Origin of the sequence: Saccharothrix deserti, assembly GCF_009769385.1 — a bacterium.
Taxonomy (GTDB): domain Bacteria; phylum Actinomycetota; class Actinomycetes; order Mycobacteriales; family Pseudonocardiaceae; genus Actinosynnema; species Actinosynnema deserti.
In genome coordinates this window covers 457,439-476,709 of sequence record NZ_VKAB01000002.1, presented here as the reverse complement: position 1 = coordinate 476,709, position 19,271 = coordinate 457,439, and the positions used below count along the sequence as shown (strand labels likewise).

Here is a 19,271-nt window from a genome sequence, read left to right as displayed (position 1 = left end):
GCGTTAGCGTGCCCGGGAACGCTCCCAAGCCACGTTTACGCAGTTCAGAGACGTGAACGGCGCGCTGGTTGCGATTTCGCTCATTTGTTCTCGCCAGGAGGCGTGCTCTACCTGCCGACACCGATGTCCGCTCCGCGTCACACCACGGGAGAAACACGATGAGAGTGAAACCCCTTGTCGCAGCCACCGCCTTGGTCGCAGTCGCGGCCTTGGTGTTACCGGGGCCCACGGCGACCGCCGCGACGACGCACCACGAGGCCGAGACCTCGCCCGCCGTCTGCACGGGCACCATCGACACCAACTGGTCCGGCTACTCGGGAACGGGGTTCTGCAACGCGGACAACGCCGTCGGAGCCTCCGCGCAGTTCACCGTCAACGCGACGGCGGGCTCCGCGACGGTCGCGGTCCGGTTCGCCAACGGCGGCACCACCGCCCGGCCCGCCGACGTCGTCGTCAACGGCTCCACCGTGCAGTCGGTCTCGTTCGAGGCGACGGGCGCGTGGTCGACGTGGGCGTCGAAGACCGTGTCGATCTCGGTGCCGGCGGGCACGAGCACGATCCGGTTCAGCCCGACCACCGCCACCGGCCTGCCCAACGTCGACTACCTGGACTTCACCCAGGACAGCACACCGGCGCCGGCCAACGCGCTGTACGTGGCGCCCAACGGCAACGACAGCAACGCCGGCACGCCGGCCGCACCGCTGCGCACCGTCCAGCGCGCGGTCGACCTGGCCCAGCCGGGCTACACCATCTACCTCCGCGCCGGCACGTACGCGCCCAGCACCAACATCCAGCTGCTCAAGAACGGCACGTCGAGCCAGCCGATCACCATGCGCAACTACAACAACGAGCGCGTGATCATCGACGGCGAGAACATGCCTTACACGCCGGGCGCCGTCGGCTCCAGCATCCCGCGCCCCGAGCGCGGCGCCGTGCACATCGAGGGCGACTACTGGCGGCTGATCGGCCTGGAGATCATCCACGGCCCGTACGGGATCTTCGGTCTGGACACCAACAACAGCGTCTTCGAGCGGCTCGTCACCAGGGACAACTACGAGTCCGGTCTGCACATCCAGGGCGCTTCGAGCAACAACCAGATCATCAACCTGGACGCCTACGGCAACCGCGACCCGCGCAAGAACGGCGAGAGCGCCGACGGCCTCGCCATCAAGGAAGGCAGCGGCAGCGGCAACGTGGTGCGTGGCGCGCGGCTGTGGAACAACTCCGACGACGGGCTCGACTACTGGATGTTCTCCTCGCCGATCCTCCTGGAGAACAGCCTCGCCTGGGGCAACGGGTTCAACCGCTGGAACCTGCCCGACTTCACCGGTGACGGCAACGGGTTCAAGCTGGGCGGCAACGGCGTGTCCGCCAACCACACCGTGCGCAACAGCATGACGTGGGACAACGCGGTCGGCGGCTTCATCGACAACAACAACCCCGGCCAGCACAAGATCGAGCGCAGCACCGCGTGGGACAACCCCGGCACCGGCTTCAACTTCAACCGCTCGTCCAGCACGTTGACGAAGAACCTGGCGGTGGCCAACGGCACCGCCGTCTCGCTGGGCTCGAACTCCACCGGCAGCGGCAACTCGTGGAACCTCGGCGGCACGTGGTCGTTCGTGAGCACGGACGCGGGCACGATCACGGGCCCGCGCACCGCCGACGGCTCGATCCCGTCCTCCACCTTCCTGCGCCCGAGCAACGGCGCGGACGTCGGAGCGCGCTTCTGACCGATCGCGTCACGCGGCGGGACCGGGTGACCACCCCGGTCCCGCCGTCAGGCCCCCGGCGGGGTCAGTGCGATTGAGTAGCTGTACTCATGACATCCGTCCACGTCGGCGGGACTCTTCGTCCATGACGTCAACCGCCATGTCCTCAACGGCGAGGCAGCACTCGCCGACCACCACCGCGTTCTTCGCGCAGGCGGTGGTGTCGTTCGCCGTGTCGCTGGGCGCCGTCGGGCTCGGCGTCGCCTACCTGCCGGTGACCGGTTGGGTGCGTGCGTTCCTGGCGCTCGGCCTGCTGTTCACCGTCACCTCGGCGTTCACCCTGGCCAAGTGCATCCGCGACCGGCAGGAGGAGACGTACGTGGTGAGCCGGGTGGATCAGGCGAGGCTGGAGAAGCTGCTCGCCGAGCACGACCCGTACCGGGTGGAGTCGATCTGACCGCTGCCTCCGCGTCGCGTATTTTCGGCGGTGTGGAGGCGGTCGGAACGCGGGGTGCGGTGGATCGGATCCTCGACGCGAGCCTGCGTGATCTGGCCCTGCGTGATCTGGCCCGGTCGGGCGGTGTACCGGTCCTGCCGGTATCGCGGGCGGCGGCCTGGAGGCTGCCCGACCCGGGGAAGTCGGCGCTGAGCCGCTATGGGCTCCCGCCGGCGCGAGACGACGGTCTCCTCGGTGTCGTCGGCGGGTACCAGACTTCCGAACAGGCTGAGACCGGGGCGGATGGGTCTTCGTTCTACGTGCTCGGCTCGTACGGCACGGCGAGGCTCGTCGCGGTCGAGGGTGTGGGCGACGTCCTCGCGCTACCGAGGTACACGGATGTCCACCCCGACCTGGCGCACCTGCACCCCTCCGGCATCCAGCCTTCGCTGGTCAACTCGACGATCGCCGCCCTGGTCGACTGCGCCTGGCGGTGGCACTGGATCCTGCCGCTGCTGGCGGAGGAGCAGAGGCGTGCGGGAGAGGCCGAGGTGCTTGCTTACCGAGCGGGGCGGCCGGCCGACGAGCCCTACGCTGAGTATCTGGACCTGTGCCGTCATGTTCTGCGACGGTTCCAGGCCATCGATCCCGCCGTCCGTGCCGATTCCGGGTTCTGGCACGGAGTGATCATCGACGTCTGGTAGAGCCCGACCGGCGCGCCGACCTCGTTACTGTCCAGCTGTACAGTAGGGGCATGTCGCCCAAGCCGTCGCAGTCCGGCTCGCCCGCACCTGAGGCGCAGGAGAAGCGGAAGCGGGTGCGTGATCCCGAGGGGCGGCGGGTGGCCATCATCGGTGCGGCGCGGTCGGTGTTCGCGGAGCGCGGGTATGCCAAGGCGACGATCCGGGAGATCGCGCGGCGGGCCGAGGTGACGCACGGGCTCGTGATGTTGCACTTCTCGTCCAAGGAGCAGCTGTTCCTCGCTGCCGTGCCCGGTACGCGCGATCTCGCCGACAGCGTCAAGGGTGACGTCGAAGGGCTCGCCGCACGGGTCGCTCGCGCCTACGTCGAACGGATGGAGTCGGCGGACAGCGCCGACCCGTTCGTCGCGTTGTTGCGCAGCGCCGCCACGGACCAGGACGCGGCCAAGGCGCTGCTGCGGGCGATGCGCGAGGAAAGCCTTGGCGCGTACCGGACGGTGCTCGACAGCCCGGACGTCGCCGAGCGCGTCGACCTCCTCGGCGCGTACCTGATCGGCGTCACGTTCAGCCGGTACGTGCTGGCCGACGGCCCGCTCGCCGCGATGTCGGCCGACAAGTTGACGCGCCACCTCACCTCGACCTTGCACGGTGTCCTGTTCGACTGACGCCCCGGCCTGACGGGCCTGACGGGCCTGACGGGCCTGACGGGCCTGACGATCCTGGCGTGAACGCGGCGGACCGCTGCGGGCAACACCAGGTGTGAGGACGATGACCGATCACACGGGCGGCGACGGGGCGTCGGACACCGACGACCGGCCGGACCTGTCCGGACCGCACCTGTCGCGGATCTTCGGGCAGCTGTTCGACCGGCACTCCCGGCCGCTGCACCGGTACCTGGCGCGCCGGGTCGGCCACCTGGCCGACGACCTCGTCGGCGAGACCTTCCTGGTCGCCTACCAGACCCGTTCGGGGTACGACCCCGGCCGCGGCACGGCGCGGTCCTGGCTCTACGGCATCGCCACCAACCTGCTGCGCAGACACGTGCGGCAGGAGGTGCGCGGGCTGCACGCGGCGGCGCGGGCGGCCGGGTCGACCGCCGGGTACGAGGACCACGAGAACCGGGTGGCCGACCAGGTCGACGCCTCGGCACGGGCCCGGCTGCTGGCCGGCGCCCTGGTCGACCTGGAGGCGGGTGACCGGGACGTCCTGCTGCTGACCAGCTGGGCCGGACTGGACTCGAACGAGGTGGCCGAAGCACTCGGCATCCCGGTCGGCACGGTCCGCTCCCGGCTGCACCGCGTGCGGCGGCGGTTGCGGGCGCACGCGTCGAACACCGAACACACGAGGAGCGGCGATGAGTGACGACAACATCCGCCGCGTCTGGACCGAGGACGAGCTGGACGCCGCGTTGGAGGCCGTGAACGCCGACGTCCGCACGGACGAGCAGGTGCTCGCACGGGCCAGGGCGGCGCTGATGATCACCACCGAGCAGGGGGAGACGCAAGTGACCACTACACAGGAACCCGAGGTCGCCACGGCCGTGGAACCTCGACCGCGCCGGTCCGCGCGGCGTTGGGTGGCCGCGGCGGCGGCCGTCGGCGTGCTGGTGGCGGGCGCGCTGATCGCGCAGACCCTCCCGTTCCGGGGCAAGGCGCCCGCGACCGCGGAGGCGGTGGCGACGCTGGACCGGGCGGCGGCGCAGGCGATCGGCGCGGTGGACGAGCCGGTCGGCCCCGGCCAGTACCGCTACATCGCCACGCACGCCTGGTGGATGGCGACCCACGACATGGGTGACGAGAAGTTCGCCCTGCTCGCGGAGAACCTGATGGAGACGTGGGCCCCGGCGAACGAGCAGGACGAGTGGATGTTGCGCCGCGACGTCACCGGCAACCGGCAGTGGGTGATCGGCACGGAGGAGGAGGCGAAAGCGGCCGGCGCGGAGACCGAGGGCGGTTGGCCGGAGGGGGAGTGGCGCGCGAAGTGCGGCGACTTCTACTCGGACGTGAAGTGCCAGAACGAGGGCAGCTGGCAGATCCCGACCGCAGCGTGGCAGGCGGGCCTGCCGACCGACCCGGACGCCCTGTTCGAACGGCTGCAGGCCGACGCGCCGGACAACGACCGGGGTGGCATCGAGCTGCTGGTCTACGCCGCCGACGCGTTGCGCAGCGGCCTGATCACCAAGGACGTGCGGGCGAACATCTACAAGGCGCTGGCGAAGGTCCCCGGTCTCCAGGTGACCGACGGGCAGGCCAACCTGGGCGGCCGGATCGGCATCGCGCTGGGCGTCGACGACGGCGACCGGCGCCAGGACGTCATCGTCGACCCGGCGACCGGCCAGTTCATCGGCGAACGCCAGGTCATGACCGACGACGTGGACGGCTTCAAGGCCGGGACCGTCATGCAGTTCACCTCGGTGACCACGGGCGTCGTGGACGCCATCGGGGTCAAGCCCGCCGGCTGATCGGGGAGTCAGGCGGCTTGGAGAGGGGCCCGTGCGCTTCGGGGGCGCACGGGCCCCTCGTACGTTTCGGACTGATCGTTGTCTTGTTTCGGTGAGGTGGGCTTCAGGCGCGTGGGCGGGCGGTGCTGGAGCGGACGACCAGTTCCGTGGCCAGGACCAGGCGGTGCCGGTCCGGTGTGTCGCCGTTCGCGATGGCCAGCACGATGTCGGTCGCGGCGGCGGCCATGTCCCTCAACGGCTGCCGGACCGTGGTCAGCGCGGGGATGGCCCACTGGGCGGGCGGCACGTCGTCGAAGCCGACCACGCTCAGGTCGTCCGGGATGCGCAGCCCCGCCTCGTGCGCGGCCTGGTAGGCGCCGAGCGCCGTGGCGTCGTTGAACGCGAACACGGCGGTCGGCGGATCGGCCAGTCGCAGCAGGTCACGGGTGTGCGCCAGGCCGTCGGCGATGTTGAAGTCGCCCTCGCGGACCAGCTCCGGGTCGACCGGCACGCCCGCCGTGTCCAACGCCGCGCGGTAACCGTCGAGCCGGGCCCGGCTGGACAGGGCGTGCGGCGGTCCGGTGATCGCCGCGATCCGGCGGTGACCCAGGTCGAGCAGGTGCCGGGTGGCGGACAGGCCGCCGCTCCAGTTGCTGGTGCCCACCGACGGGAACTCGTGCCCCGGATCGCCGGTGGGGTCCACCAGCACGAACGGGATGCCGCGGCTCTTGAGCTGGTCGCACTGCTCGGGCGTCGGCCCGGAGAACACCGTGATCACGCCGGTGGGACGGCGGGCGAGCACGCCTTCGATCCAGGTCCGGCCGGGCGTGTGCCGACCGTGCAGCTCGGTGAGCACGAGGGCGAGGTTGTGCTCGCTTGCCACCCGCTCCACGCCCTTGATGACCTCCATCGCGTACGCGCCCTCCAACTCGTGGAACACGAGTTCGACGAGCGCGGCGCGGTTGATCTTCTTCTGCCTCCGGTAGCCGTGCTCGCGGATGACGGTTTCCACCATGGCGCGGGTCTCGACGGCGACCTCCGAGCGCCCGTTGACGACCTTGGACACCGTCGCGACGGACACCCCGGCCAGCTCGGCGATCTGGGCGATCGTGGCGCCTTCGCCGTCGGCCGGGCCGGACGCCGGTTCCCGCGGGTAGGTCATGGCCCGAAAGTCTAACGCCGTGCTTCGCCGTTTCTCCCGAAGGTTTCGGACGCGTTGCCTTCGGGTGTCTTGACCGGGGGATGTGACCCCGCTTACTGTCGCGGCGGTAAGAATCGGAACTTGCTTCGAAACTTTCAGCGCCGAACGTATCAGCGACCATCCGGCCGGAGATCGCGCTCACGTGTCCCTGATCCCCCTTTGGAGACCCGCCGTGAAACTCCGCACCGCCGTGCCGGTCGCCCTCGCCGCGGCCCTCGTCCTGGCCACCGGCTGTTCCCCCGGCTCCGGCGGCGACGCCGTCAGTGCCGGCGACGGCAAGTCGTTCGAGTTCTGGTCGTTCACCGGGATCAACCAGAAGGCGTCGGTCGACGACTACAAGGCGAAGCACCCCGACATCGAGGTCAAGCTGACCGAGGTGGGCAGCTCGGTCGAGACGGCGCAGTCGTTGACGACCGCGCTGGCCGGCGGGAAGGTCCCGGACCTGGTCCTCATCCAGGGCGACGACCTGCCGAAGTTCGTGCAGCAGTCGCAGAACTTCGTCGACCTGCGCACCCTGGGCGCGGACGGGATCAAGGGCGACTACCTGGACTGGGTGATGAGCCAGAGCACCGCCGCGGGCGGCGAGATCCTGGGCATCCCGACCGACGTCGGCGGCATGGCCGTCGCCTACCGCACGGACCTCTTCGCCGCCGCCGGCCTGCCGACCGACCGCGAGGCCGTCGGCGCGCTGTGGCCGACGTGGGACGAGTTCATCGAGACCGGCAAGAAGTACAAGGCGGCGACCGGCAAGGCGTTCGTGGACAACGCGGCGACGAGCGTGTTCCACCAGTCGGTCAACCAGGGCCCGCAGAAGTACTACGACGACAAGGGCGGCGTGGTCTACGGCAGCAGCCCCCAGGTGAAGACCGCGTTCGACCAGGCGCTGAAGGCCGTCGACGCCGGTATCACGGCGAAGCAGTCGTCGTTCTCCAACGGCTGGAGCGCGGGCATGGCGCAGGGCCAGTTCGCTGCCATCGCCGCGCCGTCGTGGATGCTCAACCAGATCCGCAGCAACGCGCCCGACACCAAGGGCAAGTGGGACATCGCGGTGATCCCCGGCGAGTCGGGCAACTGGGGCGGCAGCTACCTCGCCATCCCCAAGCGGGCCAAGAACGCCAAGGCCGCCTGGGACTACATCAAGGAGACGCAGTCCCCGCAGGGCCAGCTGGAGCACTTCGTGGATTCCGGCTCGCTGCCCACCACGCCGTCGGTCTACGAGGACCCCGCGCTGGCCGGCCACAAGGACCCGTTCTTCTCCGACGCGCCGACCGGAAAGATCTACACCGCCTCGCTGCTCGGGCTCAAGCCGTTCGTCATCGGGCCGGACAGCTCCACCATCGGCCAGGAGTTCCTCAACGCCATCACCAACGTCGAGCAGGGCGGCGGCGATCCGGCCAAGGCGTGGGACGAGGCGCTGAAGAACATCAAGACCGCCATCGGCAAGTGACGACGCGGTGACCACGACACTCGCCCCCGCGCGCACCGCCCCGCCCGCGCCACCACCCGCCGGACGGCCCTTCCGCCGCATCGGCGAGCGCCTGGCGCCGTACGCCTACATCGCGCCGTTCTTCGTGATCTTCGCGGTGTTCGGGCTGTTCCCGCTGCTGTTCACGTTCTACGTGGCGCTGTTCGACTGGAACCCGATCGGCGACCACACGTTCATCGGGATGGACAACTTCACCCGCATGCTGGAGGACCCGCGGTTCTGGAACGCGGCCGGCAACACGGTGAGCATCTGGTTCCTGTCCACCGTGCCGCAGCTCGCGCTGGCACTGCTGCTGGCGCACGTGCTCAACCACGCCAGGCTGCGGTTCGCGTTGTTCTTCCGCATGTCCGTGCTCGTCCCGTACATCACGTCGGTGGCCGCGACGACGATCGTGTTCGCGCAGCTGTTCGACCGGGACTACGGGCTGCTGAACTGGTTGCTCGGGCTGGTGGGGGTGGAGGCGGTCGACTTCACCCAGTCCACGTGGGGCAGCCACGTCCTCATCGCGACGATGGTGCTGTGGCGCTGGTTCGGCTACACCACCCTGCTCTACCTGGCTTCACTGCAGGCGATACCGCGTGACGTCTTCGAAGCGGCGGCGATCGACGGGGCGAGCGGCTGGAAGCAGTTCCGGCACATCACCATCCCGTCGCTGCGGCCCGTCATCATCTTCACGGTCGTCACGTCGACCATCGGCGGCCTCCAGATCTTCACCGAACCGCTGCTGCTCTCGCGCAGCGCACCGCTCACGTGCGGGCCGATCCGCCAGTGCCAGACCCTGACGCTGTTCCTCTACGAGCAGGGCTTCGGCCAGTTCCAGTTCGGCTACGGCTCGGCGATCGGGGTGGCGCTGTTCGTGCTGGTGGTCGTGGTCGCGCTGATCAACTACCTGCTGTCGACGCGCATCCGGGCGGAACGATGACGACCACCAGCGCACGATCCCGGGCACGATCATCCGGGGCGCCGCCACGACGTCGGCGCATCGACCGCGTCCGGTGGTGGAGCTACGTCCTGCTCGTCTCCGCCGCGATCGCGTCCCTCTTCCCGCTGTACTGGATGTTCGTGGTCGCCACCACCGACACGGCCACGGCGACGCAGCTGCCGCCGGAGATCGTGCCCGGCGGCAACTTCTTCCACCTGGCGGGGCTGGTGCTCAGCACCGTGCCGTTCCTCCAGGCGATGGCCAACAGCCTGTTCGTGGCCACGTCCATCGGCGTCGGCCACGCGCTGCTGTGCTCGCTCGCCGGTTTCGCGTTCGCCAAACTGCGCTTCCCCGGCCGCAACGCGCTGTTCCTGGTGGTCGTGCTCACCATGACGGTGCCGACGCAGCTGGCCATCATCCCGCAGTACATGATCATCTCGGAGCTGGGCTGGGTCGACACGCTCCAGGCGCTGGTCGTGCCCGGCCTCGCGAGTGCCTTCGGCATCTTCTGGATGCGCCAGCACATCTCCGCCACGATCACCGACGAACTCCTCCAGGCGGCGCGGATCGACGGCGCCGGCACGTGGCAGGTGTTCTGGCGGATCGTGTTCCCGATCGTGCGCCCGGCGGCGTTCGTGCTGGGCCTGTTCGGGTTCGTGACCGCGTGGAACGACTTCCTGTGGCCGTTCATCGTGCTCAAGTCGCCGGAGCGCTACACCGCCCAGATCGCCATCAAAGCCCTCCAGAACAGCTACGACATCGACCTCGGCCTGGCCATGTCCGGCTCGTTCCTGGCTACCATCCCGCTCGTCGCGCTGTTCGCCGTCGTCGGGCGGCGCATGGTCGCGGGCATCTTGGACGGCGCCTTCAAGGGCTGACGCGCCCGACTCATCCGCGACAGCCATCAGCGACAGCAAGGAAGAACATGACCTCAGTCACCGACCGGTCCCCGGACGACACGGACGCGCCGGGGGACACCCCTTGGCGCGACCAGGGCCTGCCGCTCCACGACCGGGTGGAAGCCCTGTTGCACGCGATGACGCTGGAGGAGAAGGTCGCGCAGCTCGGGTCCGTGTGGATCGACACGACCAGCGCCGACAGCGGCGGTTCGGACGGCGGGGGTTCGGCGGCGCAGTCGGCGCCGTTGCCGGACGTCTTCACGGTGTCGACCACCGCCGACCTGGACGAGCAGTTGCGCGGTGGGGTCGGGCACCTCACCCGCGTGTTCGGCACCGCACCGATCAGCGTGGCCGAGGGCGTGGAGCGGCTGCGCTCCTGGCAGCAGCGGGTGGTCGAGGGCAACCGGCTGGGCATCCCGGCGATCGCGCACGAGGAGTGCCTCACGGGTTTCGCGACGTTCGGCGCGACCGCGTACCCGACGCCGTTGGCGTGGGCCGCGACGTTCGACGTCGACCTGGTGCGGGAGATGGCCGGTGCGATCGGGCGCGACCTGCGGGCCGTCGGGGTGCACCAGGGCCTGTCCCCGGTGCTCGACGTGGTGCGGGACTACCGGTGGGGCCGGGTCGAGGAGACGTTGGGGGAGGACCCGTACCTGGTCGGCCAGTTGGGCGCGGCGTACGTGCGCGGCCTGGAGAGCGCCGGGATCATCGCCACGCTCAAGCACTTCGCGGGCTACGCCGCGTCCCGTGCCGCGCGCAACCACGCGCCGGTCAGCATCGGCCCGCGCGAGATGGCCGACGTGATCCTGCCGCCGTTCGAAACCGCCCTGCGCAAGGGCGGCGCGCGTTCGGTGATGAACTCCTACACCGACGTCGACGGCGTGCCGGTCGCCGCCAGCGCGGCACTGCTGCGGGAACTGCTGCGCGACCACTGGGGCTTCACCGGGACGGTGGTCTCGGACTACTGGTCGGTGCCGTTCCTGGCCTCCATGCACCGGATCGCGGACGACGAGGGCACGGCGGGCGCGATCGCGATCCGTGCGGGCATCGACGTGGAGCTGCCGGAGACGCGCGGCTACGGCGGGCGGCTGGTGGAGCACGTCCGTTCCGGCGCGGTGGACGAGGCGGTGGTGGACGACTCGGTGCGGCGGGTGTTGCGGCAGAAGATCGAGCTGGGGCTGCTCGACGGCGACCCGCTCGTCCCGGACTCCGCGTCCGACGTCGACCTGGACAACGCCGACAACCGGCGGCTCGCCCGTGCGGTGGCCGAACGGTCGGTCGTGCTGCTGGCCAACCCCGACGGCGTGTTGCCGCTGGGCCAGGCCGGTGTCGGGCGGCTCGCGGTCATCGGGCCGTGCGCCGACGACGCCCGGACCCTGCTGGGCTGCTACGCGTTCCCCAACCACGTGCTGCACCGGTTCCCCGACAGCGGTATGGGTCTGCCGATCGCGACGATCCGGCAGGAGATCGAGGCGGAGTTCACCGGGACCGACGTCCGGTACGCCCCAGGCGCCGAGGTTTCCGGTGACGACGACTCGGGCATCGCCGAGGCCGCTCGGATCGCGGCGGAATCGGACTTCGCGCTGCTGTTCGTCGGAGACCGGGCGGGGCTGTTCGGCGAGGGCACCTCCGGTGAGGGGTGCGACGCGGCCGACCTGCGGCTGCCCGGTGTCCAAGGACAGCTGGTCGACGCGGTCCTGGCCACCGGGACGCCGACCGTGCTGGTCGTCGTGTCGGGACGCCCGTACGCCCTCGGTGAGTACGCGGACCGTGCCGCCGCCGTGGTCCAGGCGTTCTTCCCCGGTGTGGAAGGCGCGACGGCCGTCGCCGGTGTGCTCAGCGGCCGGGTCAACCCGTCCGGGCGGCTGCCCGTGCAGGTGCCGCGTTCGCGGTCCATCAACCCGTCGACGTACCTCCAGCCGCCGCTCGGCGCGAAGACCGACGGCATCTCGGCGCTGGACCCGACCGCGCTGTACCCGTTCGGGCACGGGCTGTCCTACTCGGCCGTGCGGTACGAGTCGCTGTCCGCGGACGTCGAAGAGTCTACTGTGGACGGTTCGGTGGAAGTGCGCGTCACCGTCCGCAACACCGGCTCCCGCACGGTGGACGAGGTCGTGCAGCTCTACGCCTCCGACCCGGTCGCCTCGGTCGTCCGGCCGGTCACGCAGCTCGTCGGTTTCGCCCGGGTCGGGCTGGCGCCGTGGGAGGCGCGCGTGGTGGCGTTCGACGTGCCGGCCGACGTGCTGTCGTTCACCGGCGTCGACGGACACCGCGTGGTGGAACCAGGGTTGATCACGTTCGCGACCGGCGCGTCGGTCGGCGCGCTCTCGTTGCGCACCGACGTCCGGCTCACCGGCGCGCCGCTGGTCCTCGCCGGCGCGCGTCGGCTGACCAGCACCCACGTCGTCCACGACCTCGGCCAATAGGAGCGGTTGCCCGTGCGGACAGAACCCGACGCCCCGGCGCGGTGCTACGACAACCCCGTGATCGGCGGGTTCCACCCCGACCCGAGCGTGTGCCGGGTCGGTGACGACTACTACCTCGTCTGCTCCAGCTTCGAGTACTTCCCCGGCGTGCCGATCATGCACAGCCGGGACCTGGTGCACTGGCGGCAGCTCGGGAACGTGCTGGACCGGCCCGAACAGCTGCCGCCGAAGGCGTCGTCCTCGGGCGGCGTGTACGCGCCGACCATCCGCCACCACGACGGCCGGTTCTGGATGATCACCACGAACGTGTCGGCCGGCGGCAACTTCATCGTCACCAGCGAACGCCCGGAAGGGCCGTGGTCGGACCCGGTGTGGATCGACCTGCCGGGCATCGACCCCGACCTGGCCTGGGACGAGGACGGCAACTGCTGGTGCGCGTTCTCCGGCGTCCAGGTGGCGCGCATCGACCCGGAAGCGGGCGTCGTGCTGGAAGGGCCGTGGCCCATCTGGTCGGGCACGGGGTTGCAGTACCCCGAAGCGCCGCACCTGTACCGGATCGGCGAGTGGTGGTACCTCCTGATCGCCGAGGGCGGCACGGAACGCGGCCACACCGTGGCCATGGCGCGGGGGCGCTCGCCGCGCGGGCCGTTCGAACCGGCTCCGGACAACCCCGTTCTGACGCACCGCAGCACCAACCTGCCGATCCAGAGCACCGGCCACGCCGACCTCGTGTCCACACCGGACGGTTCGTGGTGGATGGTGCTGCTCGCGACCAGGCCGAAGGGCTTCACGCCGGGGTACCACGTGCTGGGGCGGGAAACCTTCCTCACGCCGGTGGAGTGGGTGGACGGGTGGCCGCGAGTCGGTCCCGTCGAACCGCGCCACCCGGCGCCGAACGCCTGGCACCCCGTCGAACCGCCCGCGCCGCGTGACGACTTCGACGCGCCGGACCTGGCGCCGCAGTGGATCTCACCGCGCGGCCGGCCGGACGGCTCGTGGTCGTTGGACGAACGTCCCGGCCGGCTCACCCTGCACGCGACCGGCCCGACCCTCGACCGGCCCGGCCACACGTTCGTCGGCCGACGTCAGCAGCACCTCGACTGCCGGGTGGCCGTCCGGCTGGATCCGGGGCCGGCGCGGGCCGGGCTGTCGGTGCGAGCAGGGCTGTCGGTGCGGATGGACGAAGCCCACCACTACGACCTGGAGGTGGCGGAGGGGCACGCCCGGGTCATCGCCCGCATCGGCCCCCTGCGCCAGTGCGTGGCCGAGCAGCCCGTCCCGGACGGTCCGCTGACGCTCGTCGTGACCACCCGCACGGGCGTCCCGCTGCCGCCGTCGGACGGTGCCGCGGTCGGCCTGGCCGGTCCGGACACCCTGACGTTCTCGGTGGACGCCGGTGAGCCGGTGGCCCTGGCGAGCCTCGACGGTCGCTACCTGTCCACCGAGGTCGCCGCGGGCTTCACCGGACGGGTGATCGGCATGTACGTCACGGAGGGCACCGCGTCGTTCGACTGGTTCGACTACGAGGAGATCACCGGCGACGCGCCACTCGAACCCTGACGGCCGGTGAACCGGTCTCGGAGGCGTTCGTCCGACCCTGTTCCACCACCTGAAGTGAAGGAGACAACGAATGTCCCCCACCTCACGCCGACCGCGCCTGTACGCGGCGGCGGTCGCCGCGGTCGCGGGTGCGCTGGCCGTCGGCATGGCGGTCGCCGCACCGTCCAACGCCGACTCGTCCGGTGCCGACTCGTCCGGTGCCGACTCGTCCGGTGCCGACTCGTCCGGTGCCGACTCGTCCGGTGCCGACGCCGCGCCCACGCTCGGACAACTCGCCGCCGCCAAGGGCCGGTACTTCGGTTCGGCGACGGACAACCCGACGCTGACCAACGTGCCCTACACCGACGTCCTGGGCAGCGAGTTCAACCAGATCACCGTCGGCAACACGCAGAAGTGGCAGTACATCGAGCCCAGCCGCGGGCAGTTCGACTATACCCAGGCCGACCAGATCGTCGCCTTCGCGCAAGCGCACAACCAGACCGTGCGCGGCCACACCCTGGTCTGGCACAACCAGCTCGCCGGCTGGGTCAACGACGTGCCGGCCGGCGAACTGCTCGGCGTGATGCGCAACCACATCACCAACGTGGCCGGTCACTACAAGGGCAAGCTGGTGCACTGGGACGTGGTGAACGAGGCGTTCGAGGAGAACGGCGCCCGGCGGCAGTCCGTGTTCCAGCAGAAGATCGGCGACAGCTACATCGCGGAGGCGTTCAAGGCCGCCCGTGCCGCCGACCCGAACGTCAAGCTGTACTACAACGACTACAACATCGAGGGCATCGGCGCGAAGAGCGATGCCGTGTACGACATGGTGAAGTCGTTCAAGCAGCAGGGCATCCCGATCGACGGCGTCGGCATGCAGGCCCACCTGATCCTCGGGCAGGTGCCGAGCACGATGCGGCAGAACATCCAGCGCTTCGCCGACCTCGGGGTGGACGTCGCGATCACGGAGCTGGACATCCGGATGCAGGTCCCGCGTGACGCGACCAAGGACGCCCAGCAGGCCAACGACTACCGCACCGTGGTGAACGCCTGCCTCGCCGTGAGCCGGTGCGTCGGCATCACCGTCTGGGACTTCTCCGACGGCTACTCGTGGATCCCCTCCGTCTTCCCCGGTGAGGGCGCGGCGCTGATCTACGACGAGAACTTCGGCAAGAAGCCGTCCTACTGGGCCGTGTACGAGGCTCTCGGCGGCACGCCCACCACCACCACTACTACGACGACCACCGGTGGGACCACGGGCTGCACCGCGACCTACAAGGTCACCGGGCAGTGGAACGGCGGCTTCCAGGGCGAGGTGACCGTGCGGAACAACTCCTCGTCCACCATCAGCGGCTGGACCGTGAAGTGGACCCTCGTGGCGGGCCAGAGCCTGGGCAACGTGTGGAACGGCGTGGCCACCACCAGCGGGCGGGACGTCAGCGTGCGCAACGCGAGCTACAACGGTTCGCTCGGCGGCAACGGCAGCACGTCGTTCGGCTTCGTCGGCTCGTGGACCGGCTCCAACCCGGTGCCGGCGAACGTCACCTGCACCGTCGGCTGAGATCTCCCCTCCCCTCTGGGGGTCGGCTGCGGCCGGCCCCCAGAGGCGTTTCGCGGCCGGCCACCCCGGGCTCGTCACTTCCCGTGATCACCGGTTACCTAAAGTTCCAGGCAACGGGGTGCCGGCGGACGCCGTATTGGGGGTGACCGAGTGAGGGAGGTGTCACGTGCACGATCGGGACCGCGAGTTCCGGGCGTACTTCGAGGCACGGGCGGCCGTCGTCCGGCGGACCGCCTTCTTGTTGTGCGGTGATTGGCACAAGGCCGAGGACCTGGCGCAGACCGCGCTGGCCAAGGTCTACGTGCACTGGGGGCGGCTGGACCGGGATGGGCGGGTCGACGCGTACGTGCGCAAAGTGCTGGTGCGGGCCGTGATCCGTGGTCCCGGGGAAGCCCACCGCGGCTTCCCCGGGACCACGACCGGCGTCTCCGGTGCGGTCGTGCGGTCTTGCCGTCGTCAGCCGTCCGCCGACTCGTGCCACCGTCCGACGACCCAGCGGGCGAGGGCCCCGAACACCACGAACACCGCGATGCCCAGCGCGCTCGCCAGGATCACCGCCGCGAACATCCGGGCCGACGCGAGCTGGGACCGGTACTGGTCGATCAGCACGCCCAGGCCCGGCTCGCCCTGGCGGAAGAAGAAGTCGCCGACCACCGCCCCGATGACGCTCCCGCCCGACGCGATCCGCAAGCCGGTGAACATCGCGGGCAGCGCGGCAGGCAGCTGGAGCTTCCACAGCCGCGTCCACCGCCCGGCCCGGTGCAGGTCGAAGAGCTGGTGCTGCGCCTCGGGCACGGACCGGATGCCGAACAACGTGTTGGCCACCAACGGGAACAGCGACAGCAGCACGCACACCAGCACCCGGCTCGCGAACCCGAAGCCGAACCAGAACCCGAACAACGGCACCAGCGCCAGCACCGGGATCGTCTGCACCACCACGACGTACGGGTAGACCGCGCGCTCCAGCCACCGCGACTGCGCCATCAGCACGGCCAACCCCACGCCCAGCACCACCGAGATCAGCAGCCCCAACCCCGCCACCCGGCTGGTCAGCGACAACGCCGCGAGCAACTCGGCCAGGTTGTCCGGATCGCCGAACCCGACCCGGACCACCTCGTCCACCGGCGGCAGCAGGAACCGGCGGCGCGGCGACAGCACGACGTGGCTGACGAACGTCCACGCGCCGAGCACGACCAGCAACACCGCCAAAGGCGGCAGGACCTTCTTCGCCATCCGCACGATCCGGACCTTCACGAGGCCCGCACCAACGTCTGCGACACCGACCCCACCAACGCCGCGAACTCGGGACTCGACCGCAGCTCCGGCGGACGGGGATAGCCGAACGGCACGGCCACCTCGCCCACGATCCGGCCCGGCCGCGGGGACATCACCAGCACCCGGTCCGCCAGGTACACGGCCTCGCCCGCCGAGTGCGTGACGAACAGCGCACCGAACCCGTGCCGTGCGAACAGCCGCAGCAGCTCGTCGCCCAGCTCGTGCCGGGTCAGCTCGTCCAGCGCGGCGAACGGCTCGTCGAACAGGAACAGCTCCGGCTCGACCAGCAGCGCCCGCGCCAACGCGACCCGCATCCGCATGCCGCCGGACAGCCGCGCCGGCCTGACGTGGCCGAACTCCGCCAGCCCGACCGCCGTCAGCACCCGGTCCGCGCGGGCGCGGCGTTCGGTCCTGGGCAGGCCGTCCAACTCGCCGAACAGCTCGACGTTGCGCCGCGTGGTCCGCCACGGCAGCAGGGTGGGGTCCTGGAAGACGTAGCCGATCCGGTCGGTGTGCCGGGTGACCGTGCCCGACGTCGGCGCGCGCAACCCGGCGGCGACCTGCAACACCGTGCTCTTGCCGCAACCCGACGGTCCCATCAGCGCGACGATCTCGCCGGCACGGACGTGCAGACCGACCCGGTCCACCGCGTGCACCCCGCCGGGGAACGACACGTCGACGTCGTCCAGCGCCAGCAGCTCCCCCATGGCCAACCTCCCCGCCGGGAGACTTCCACACCCGAAGAATGGCACACGAGCGGGTTCGCCACTGTGCCAAGATGATGTTCATGTCGTCTGCCCGGCGCGCGTCGTCGTTACTCGCGTTATCGGTGTTGTTGCTGGCCGCGTGCACGACGCCCGAGGGTGGGCCGGGCGGTGAGTCGCTGCCGCCCGCCGCCGAGTCGCTGCGCGGGACGTGCCCGGACACCGTCGTGGTGCAGATGAACTGGTTCCCGCAGGCCGAGCACGGCGGTCTGTACCGGCTGTTGGGCAGCGGTTTCACCGTGGACGACCGGCGCAAGGCCGTCGAAGGGCCGTTGCTGGACGACGGGCGCGACACGGGCGTGCGGCTCCAGGTCCGCGCGGGCGGGCCGGTGACCGGGTTCCAGCGGGTGTCGGCGCTGATGGCGGCGGACCCGTCGATCACGCTGGGCAGCATCGCCACCGACGAGGCGGTGCAGGAGGCGGCGACGTTCCCGACGACGGCGGTCTTCGCGCCGCTGGACAAGAGCCCGCAGATGATCATGTGGTCGGAGGAGCACCACCCGGACTGGCGCTCCATCGCCGACATCGGCCGCACCGGCACCACGGTGGTGTACGCCAACGGGGCGTCCTACATGGACTACCTGATCCACAGTGGACAGCTGAAGCAGGCGCAGGTGGACGGCTCCTACGACGGCGCGCCGGCGCGGTTCGTCGCGGCCGACGGCGCGATCGCGCAGCAGGGGTACGCGACCAACGAGCCGTACCGGTACGAGCAGGAGATCGACGCGTGGCGGCGTCCGGTGGGGTTCGCCCTGGTGCACGACAGCGGCTACCCGATCTACCCGGAGACGCTCGCGGTGTCGTCGGCGGAGGTCGAGCGGCTGAGCCCGTGCCTGAAGAAGCTCGTGCCGATGTTGCAACGCAGCACGCGCGCCTACTCCGCGGACCCGGCGGCGACCGACGAGGCGTTGGTGCGGATGGTCCGCGAGCTCAACGCGGGAACGGAGTACAGCGTCGAACGGGCCCGGTACGCGGGCGAGCAGATCCGCGGACTGGGCCTTGGCCACGACGGCGTGACGCCGACGATCGGCGACTTCGACGCGACCCGCGTGGCGAAGCTCATCGAGGACCTGAAGCCGTTGCAGGAAGCCAAACGCCGCGCCGTCCCGACCGGGCTGAAGCCGGAAGACCTGGTGAGCAACGCGTTCGTCGACCCGGCGATCACCTGGTGACCACGCACTTCGACATCCTGGCCCGCCGCTACCAACGGTACGCGGAGATCACCGACGTCCTGTACCGACCGTGGCTGACGGGCGTCGTCGGCGACGGTGGGCGGGCACTGGACCTCGGCTGCGGCTCGGGCCGGTACAGCGGCCTGCTGGCGGACCGTTACGCGGAAGTCCTGGCCGTGGACGGCGCCGCACGCGAGATCGCCCTGGCGGAGGCCGACAACGCTCGCCCCAACATCACCTACCAGGCCCGGGACCTCTTCGACGTGACAGCGGACCGGGACGGGCGCTTCGACCTCGTGCTGGCCGTGAACACCCTCTTCGCCTTGCGCGACTACCCCCGCGTCCTGCCGCACGTGAGGTCGCTCGTCGCCCCCGGTGGCCGCTTGGTGGTGATCGACGTGGTGAACCCACCGAACCGCCACCCCCTGTGGCACCGCGCGCAGGCGTTCCGGGTGGCCACCATGATGTCCGTCCGGCACAGGTCGCCCGGCGTGGCCTTGGACGTCCTCCGCCTGCGCCTGCACCCGACTTGGCTGGACCACGTAGCGCGGAACACCCCACCGACGCGCGGGGAATGCCACGCCCACTACCGGCAGGCCTTCCCGGGCGCCCACCTGGACGACACCCTCGACCTCTACCTGTGCGGCGTGGTCTGGAACTCCCCGTCCGCCTGATCGCCCAGTAGGAGTCGGTGGCGCGGGCGCGGAAGGGGATGTCCCTCTTCCGCGCCCGCACCG

General features: G+C 70.5%; 17 protein-coding genes and 1 pseudogene. 15 read left to right on the top strand and 3 right to left on the bottom strand.

What is annotated here, in order from left to right; genetic code table 11:
• Positions 1 to 212: 212 nt before the first annotated feature.
• From FM051_RS16885 to FM051_RS16860, 6 genes are all read left to right on the top strand, one after another.
• Positions 213 to 1,733: a right-handed parallel beta-helix repeat-containing protein gene (locus tag FM051_RS16885; protein WP_238412452.1), complete on the top strand. Its 1,521-nt coding sequence runs from the start codon at positions 213 to 215 to the stop codon at positions 1,731 to 1,733.
• A 124-nt stretch (positions 1,734 to 1,857) separates the two neighbouring features.
• The gene (locus FM051_RS16880) at positions 1,858 to 2,169 is read left to right on the top strand and encodes a YiaA/YiaB family inner membrane protein (RefSeq protein ID WP_158843944.1); all 312 of its coding nucleotides are present in this window, start codon (positions 1,858 to 1,860) and stop codon (positions 2,167 to 2,169) included.
• Positions 2,170 to 2,228: 59 nt separating this feature from the next.
• The gene (locus FM051_RS16875) at positions 2,229 to 2,852 is read left to right on the top strand and encodes an SUKH-4 family immunity protein (RefSeq protein WP_158843943.1); all 624 of its coding nucleotides are present in this window, start codon (positions 2,229 to 2,231) and stop codon (positions 2,850 to 2,852) included.
• Positions 2,853 to 2,902: 50 nt separating this feature from the next.
• On the top strand, positions 2,903 to 3,514 hold the full coding sequence (locus FM051_RS16870; protein WP_158843942.1) for a TetR/AcrR family transcriptional regulator: 612 nt from the start codon (positions 2,903 to 2,905) through the stop codon (positions 3,512 to 3,514).
• 103 nt (positions 3,515 to 3,617) lie between these two features.
• Positions 3,618 to 4,211 carry an RNA polymerase sigma factor gene (locus FM051_RS16865; RefSeq protein ID WP_158843941.1) on the top strand — a complete coding sequence of 198 codons (594 nt, stop codon included), beginning with the start codon at positions 3,618 to 3,620 and terminating at the stop codon, positions 4,209 to 4,211.
• On the top strand, positions 4,204 to 5,310 hold the full coding sequence (locus FM051_RS16860) for a CU044_5270 family protein (RefSeq protein WP_158843940.1): 1,107 nt from the start codon (positions 4,204 to 4,206) through the stop codon (positions 5,308 to 5,310). The genes FM051_RS16865 and FM051_RS16860 overlap by 8 nt, the downstream gene beginning before the upstream one ends.
• 103 nt (positions 5,311 to 5,413) lie before the next feature.
• On the opposite strand, the gene FM051_RS16855 is transcribed toward FM051_RS16860, so the two are convergent.
• The gene (locus tag FM051_RS16855; protein ID WP_158843939.1) at positions 5,414 to 6,451 is read right to left on the bottom strand and encodes a LacI family DNA-binding transcriptional regulator; all 1,038 of its coding nucleotides are present in this window, start codon (positions 6,449 to 6,451) and stop codon (positions 5,414 to 5,416) included.
• Positions 6,452 to 6,662: 211 nt separating this feature from the next.
• On the opposite strand from FM051_RS16855, the gene FM051_RS16850 reads away from it, so the two are divergent.
• From FM051_RS16850 to FM051_RS51780, 7 genes and pseudogenes are all read left to right on the top strand, one after another.
• Complete coding sequence (locus FM051_RS16850; RefSeq protein ID WP_158843938.1) at positions 6,663 to 7,937, top strand: ABC transporter substrate-binding protein; 1,275 nt, start codon at positions 6,663 to 6,665, stop codon at positions 7,935 to 7,937.
• A gap of 7 nt (positions 7,938 to 7,944) precedes the next feature.
• Positions 7,945 to 8,898 carry a carbohydrate ABC transporter permease gene (locus FM051_RS16845; protein ID WP_158843936.1) on the top strand — a complete coding sequence of 318 codons (954 nt, stop codon included), beginning with the start codon at positions 7,945 to 7,947 and terminating at the stop codon, positions 8,896 to 8,898.
• The gene (locus tag FM051_RS16840) at positions 8,895 to 9,776 is read left to right on the top strand and encodes a carbohydrate ABC transporter permease (RefSeq protein WP_158843934.1); all 882 of its coding nucleotides are present in this window, start codon (positions 8,895 to 8,897) and stop codon (positions 9,774 to 9,776) included. The genes FM051_RS16845 and FM051_RS16840 overlap by 4 nt, the downstream gene beginning before the upstream one ends.
• Positions 9,777 to 9,823: 47 nt before the next feature.
• Positions 9,824 to 12,223 carry a beta-glucosidase family protein gene (locus tag FM051_RS16835; RefSeq protein ID WP_158843932.1) on the top strand — a complete coding sequence of 800 codons (2,400 nt, stop codon included), beginning with the start codon at positions 9,824 to 9,826 and terminating at the stop codon, positions 12,221 to 12,223.
• A gap of 12 nt (positions 12,224 to 12,235) precedes the next feature.
• The gene (locus tag FM051_RS16830) at positions 12,236 to 13,783 is read left to right on the top strand and encodes a glycoside hydrolase family 43 protein (RefSeq protein ID WP_158843930.1); all 1,548 of its coding nucleotides are present in this window, start codon (positions 12,236 to 12,238) and stop codon (positions 13,781 to 13,783) included.
• 70 nt (positions 13,784 to 13,853) lie between these two features.
• Positions 13,854 to 15,323 carry a glycoside hydrolase family 10 protein gene (locus FM051_RS16825; protein ID WP_158843928.1) on the top strand — a complete coding sequence of 490 codons (1,470 nt, stop codon included), beginning with the start codon at positions 13,854 to 13,856 and terminating at the stop codon, positions 15,321 to 15,323.
• A gap of 166 nt (positions 15,324 to 15,489) precedes the next feature.
• A pseudogene (locus FM051_RS51780) lies at positions 15,490 to 15,690 on the top strand (sigma factor); the annotation flags it as partial.
• A gap of 89 nt (positions 15,691 to 15,779) precedes the next feature.
• Here the strand turns inward: FM051_RS51780 and FM051_RS16815 are convergent.
• Together FM051_RS16815 and FM051_RS16810 are read right to left on the bottom strand one after the other, a co-directional pair.
• Entirely contained in the window at positions 15,780 to 16,577 is a 798-nt protein-coding gene (locus tag FM051_RS16815; protein ID WP_202918871.1) for an ABC transporter permease, read from the bottom strand.
• Positions 16,574 to 17,305 carry an ABC transporter ATP-binding protein gene (locus FM051_RS16810; RefSeq protein WP_158843926.1) on the bottom strand — a complete coding sequence of 244 codons (732 nt, stop codon included), beginning with the start codon at positions 17,303 to 17,305 and terminating at the stop codon, positions 16,574 to 16,576. Before FM051_RS16810 ends, FM051_RS16815 begins: the two co-directional genes overlap by 4 nt.
• Before the next feature lie 80 nt (positions 17,306 to 17,385).
• On the opposite strand from FM051_RS16810, the gene FM051_RS16805 reads away from it, so the two are divergent.
• Both FM051_RS16805 and FM051_RS16800 read left to right on the top strand, forming a co-directional pair.
• Positions 17,386 to 18,534, top strand: coding sequence for a substrate-binding domain-containing protein (locus FM051_RS16805; protein ID WP_158843924.1), 1,149 nt, complete (start codon positions 17,386 to 17,388; stop codon positions 18,532 to 18,534).
• Positions 18,531 to 19,208, top strand: a complete 678-nt coding sequence (locus FM051_RS16800; RefSeq protein WP_158843922.1) for a class I SAM-dependent methyltransferase — start codon at positions 18,531 to 18,533, stop codon at positions 19,206 to 19,208. The genes FM051_RS16805 and FM051_RS16800 overlap by 4 nt, the downstream gene beginning before the upstream one ends.
• Positions 19,209 to 19,271: the final 63 nt, after the last annotated feature.

Coding starts and splice junctions, on each gene's coding strand:
- FM051_RS16880 (WP_158843944.1), top strand. CDS start 1,858: ATGACGTCAACCGCCATGTCCTCAACGGCGAGGCAGCACTCGCCGACC.
- FM051_RS16870 (WP_158843942.1), top strand. CDS start 2,903: ATGTCGCCCAAGCCGTCGCAGTCCGGCTCGCCCGCACCTGAGGCGCAG.
- FM051_RS16865 (WP_158843941.1), top strand. CDS start 3,618: ATGACCGATCACACGGGCGGCGACGGGGCGTCGGACACCGACGACCGG.
- FM051_RS16860 (WP_158843940.1), top strand. CDS start 4,204: ATGAGTGACGACAACATCCGCCGCGTCTGGACCGAGGACGAGCTGGAC.
- FM051_RS16855 (WP_158843939.1), bottom strand. CDS start 6,451: ATGACCTACCCGCGGGAACCGGCGTCCGGCCCGGCCGACGGCGAAGGC.
- FM051_RS16840 (WP_158843934.1), top strand. CDS start 8,895: ATGACGACCACCAGCGCACGATCCCGGGCACGATCATCCGGGGCGCCG.
- FM051_RS16835 (WP_158843932.1), top strand. CDS start 9,824: ATGACCTCAGTCACCGACCGGTCCCCGGACGACACGGACGCGCCGGGG.
- FM051_RS16825 (WP_158843928.1), top strand. CDS start 13,854: ATGTCCCCCACCTCACGCCGACCGCGCCTGTACGCGGCGGCGGTCGCC.
- FM051_RS16810 (WP_158843926.1), bottom strand. CDS start 17,305: ATGGGGGAGCTGCTGGCGCTGGACGACGTCGACGTGTCGTTCCCCGGC.
- FM051_RS16805 (WP_158843924.1), top strand. CDS start 17,386: ATGTCGTCTGCCCGGCGCGCGTCGTCGTTACTCGCGTTATCGGTGTTG.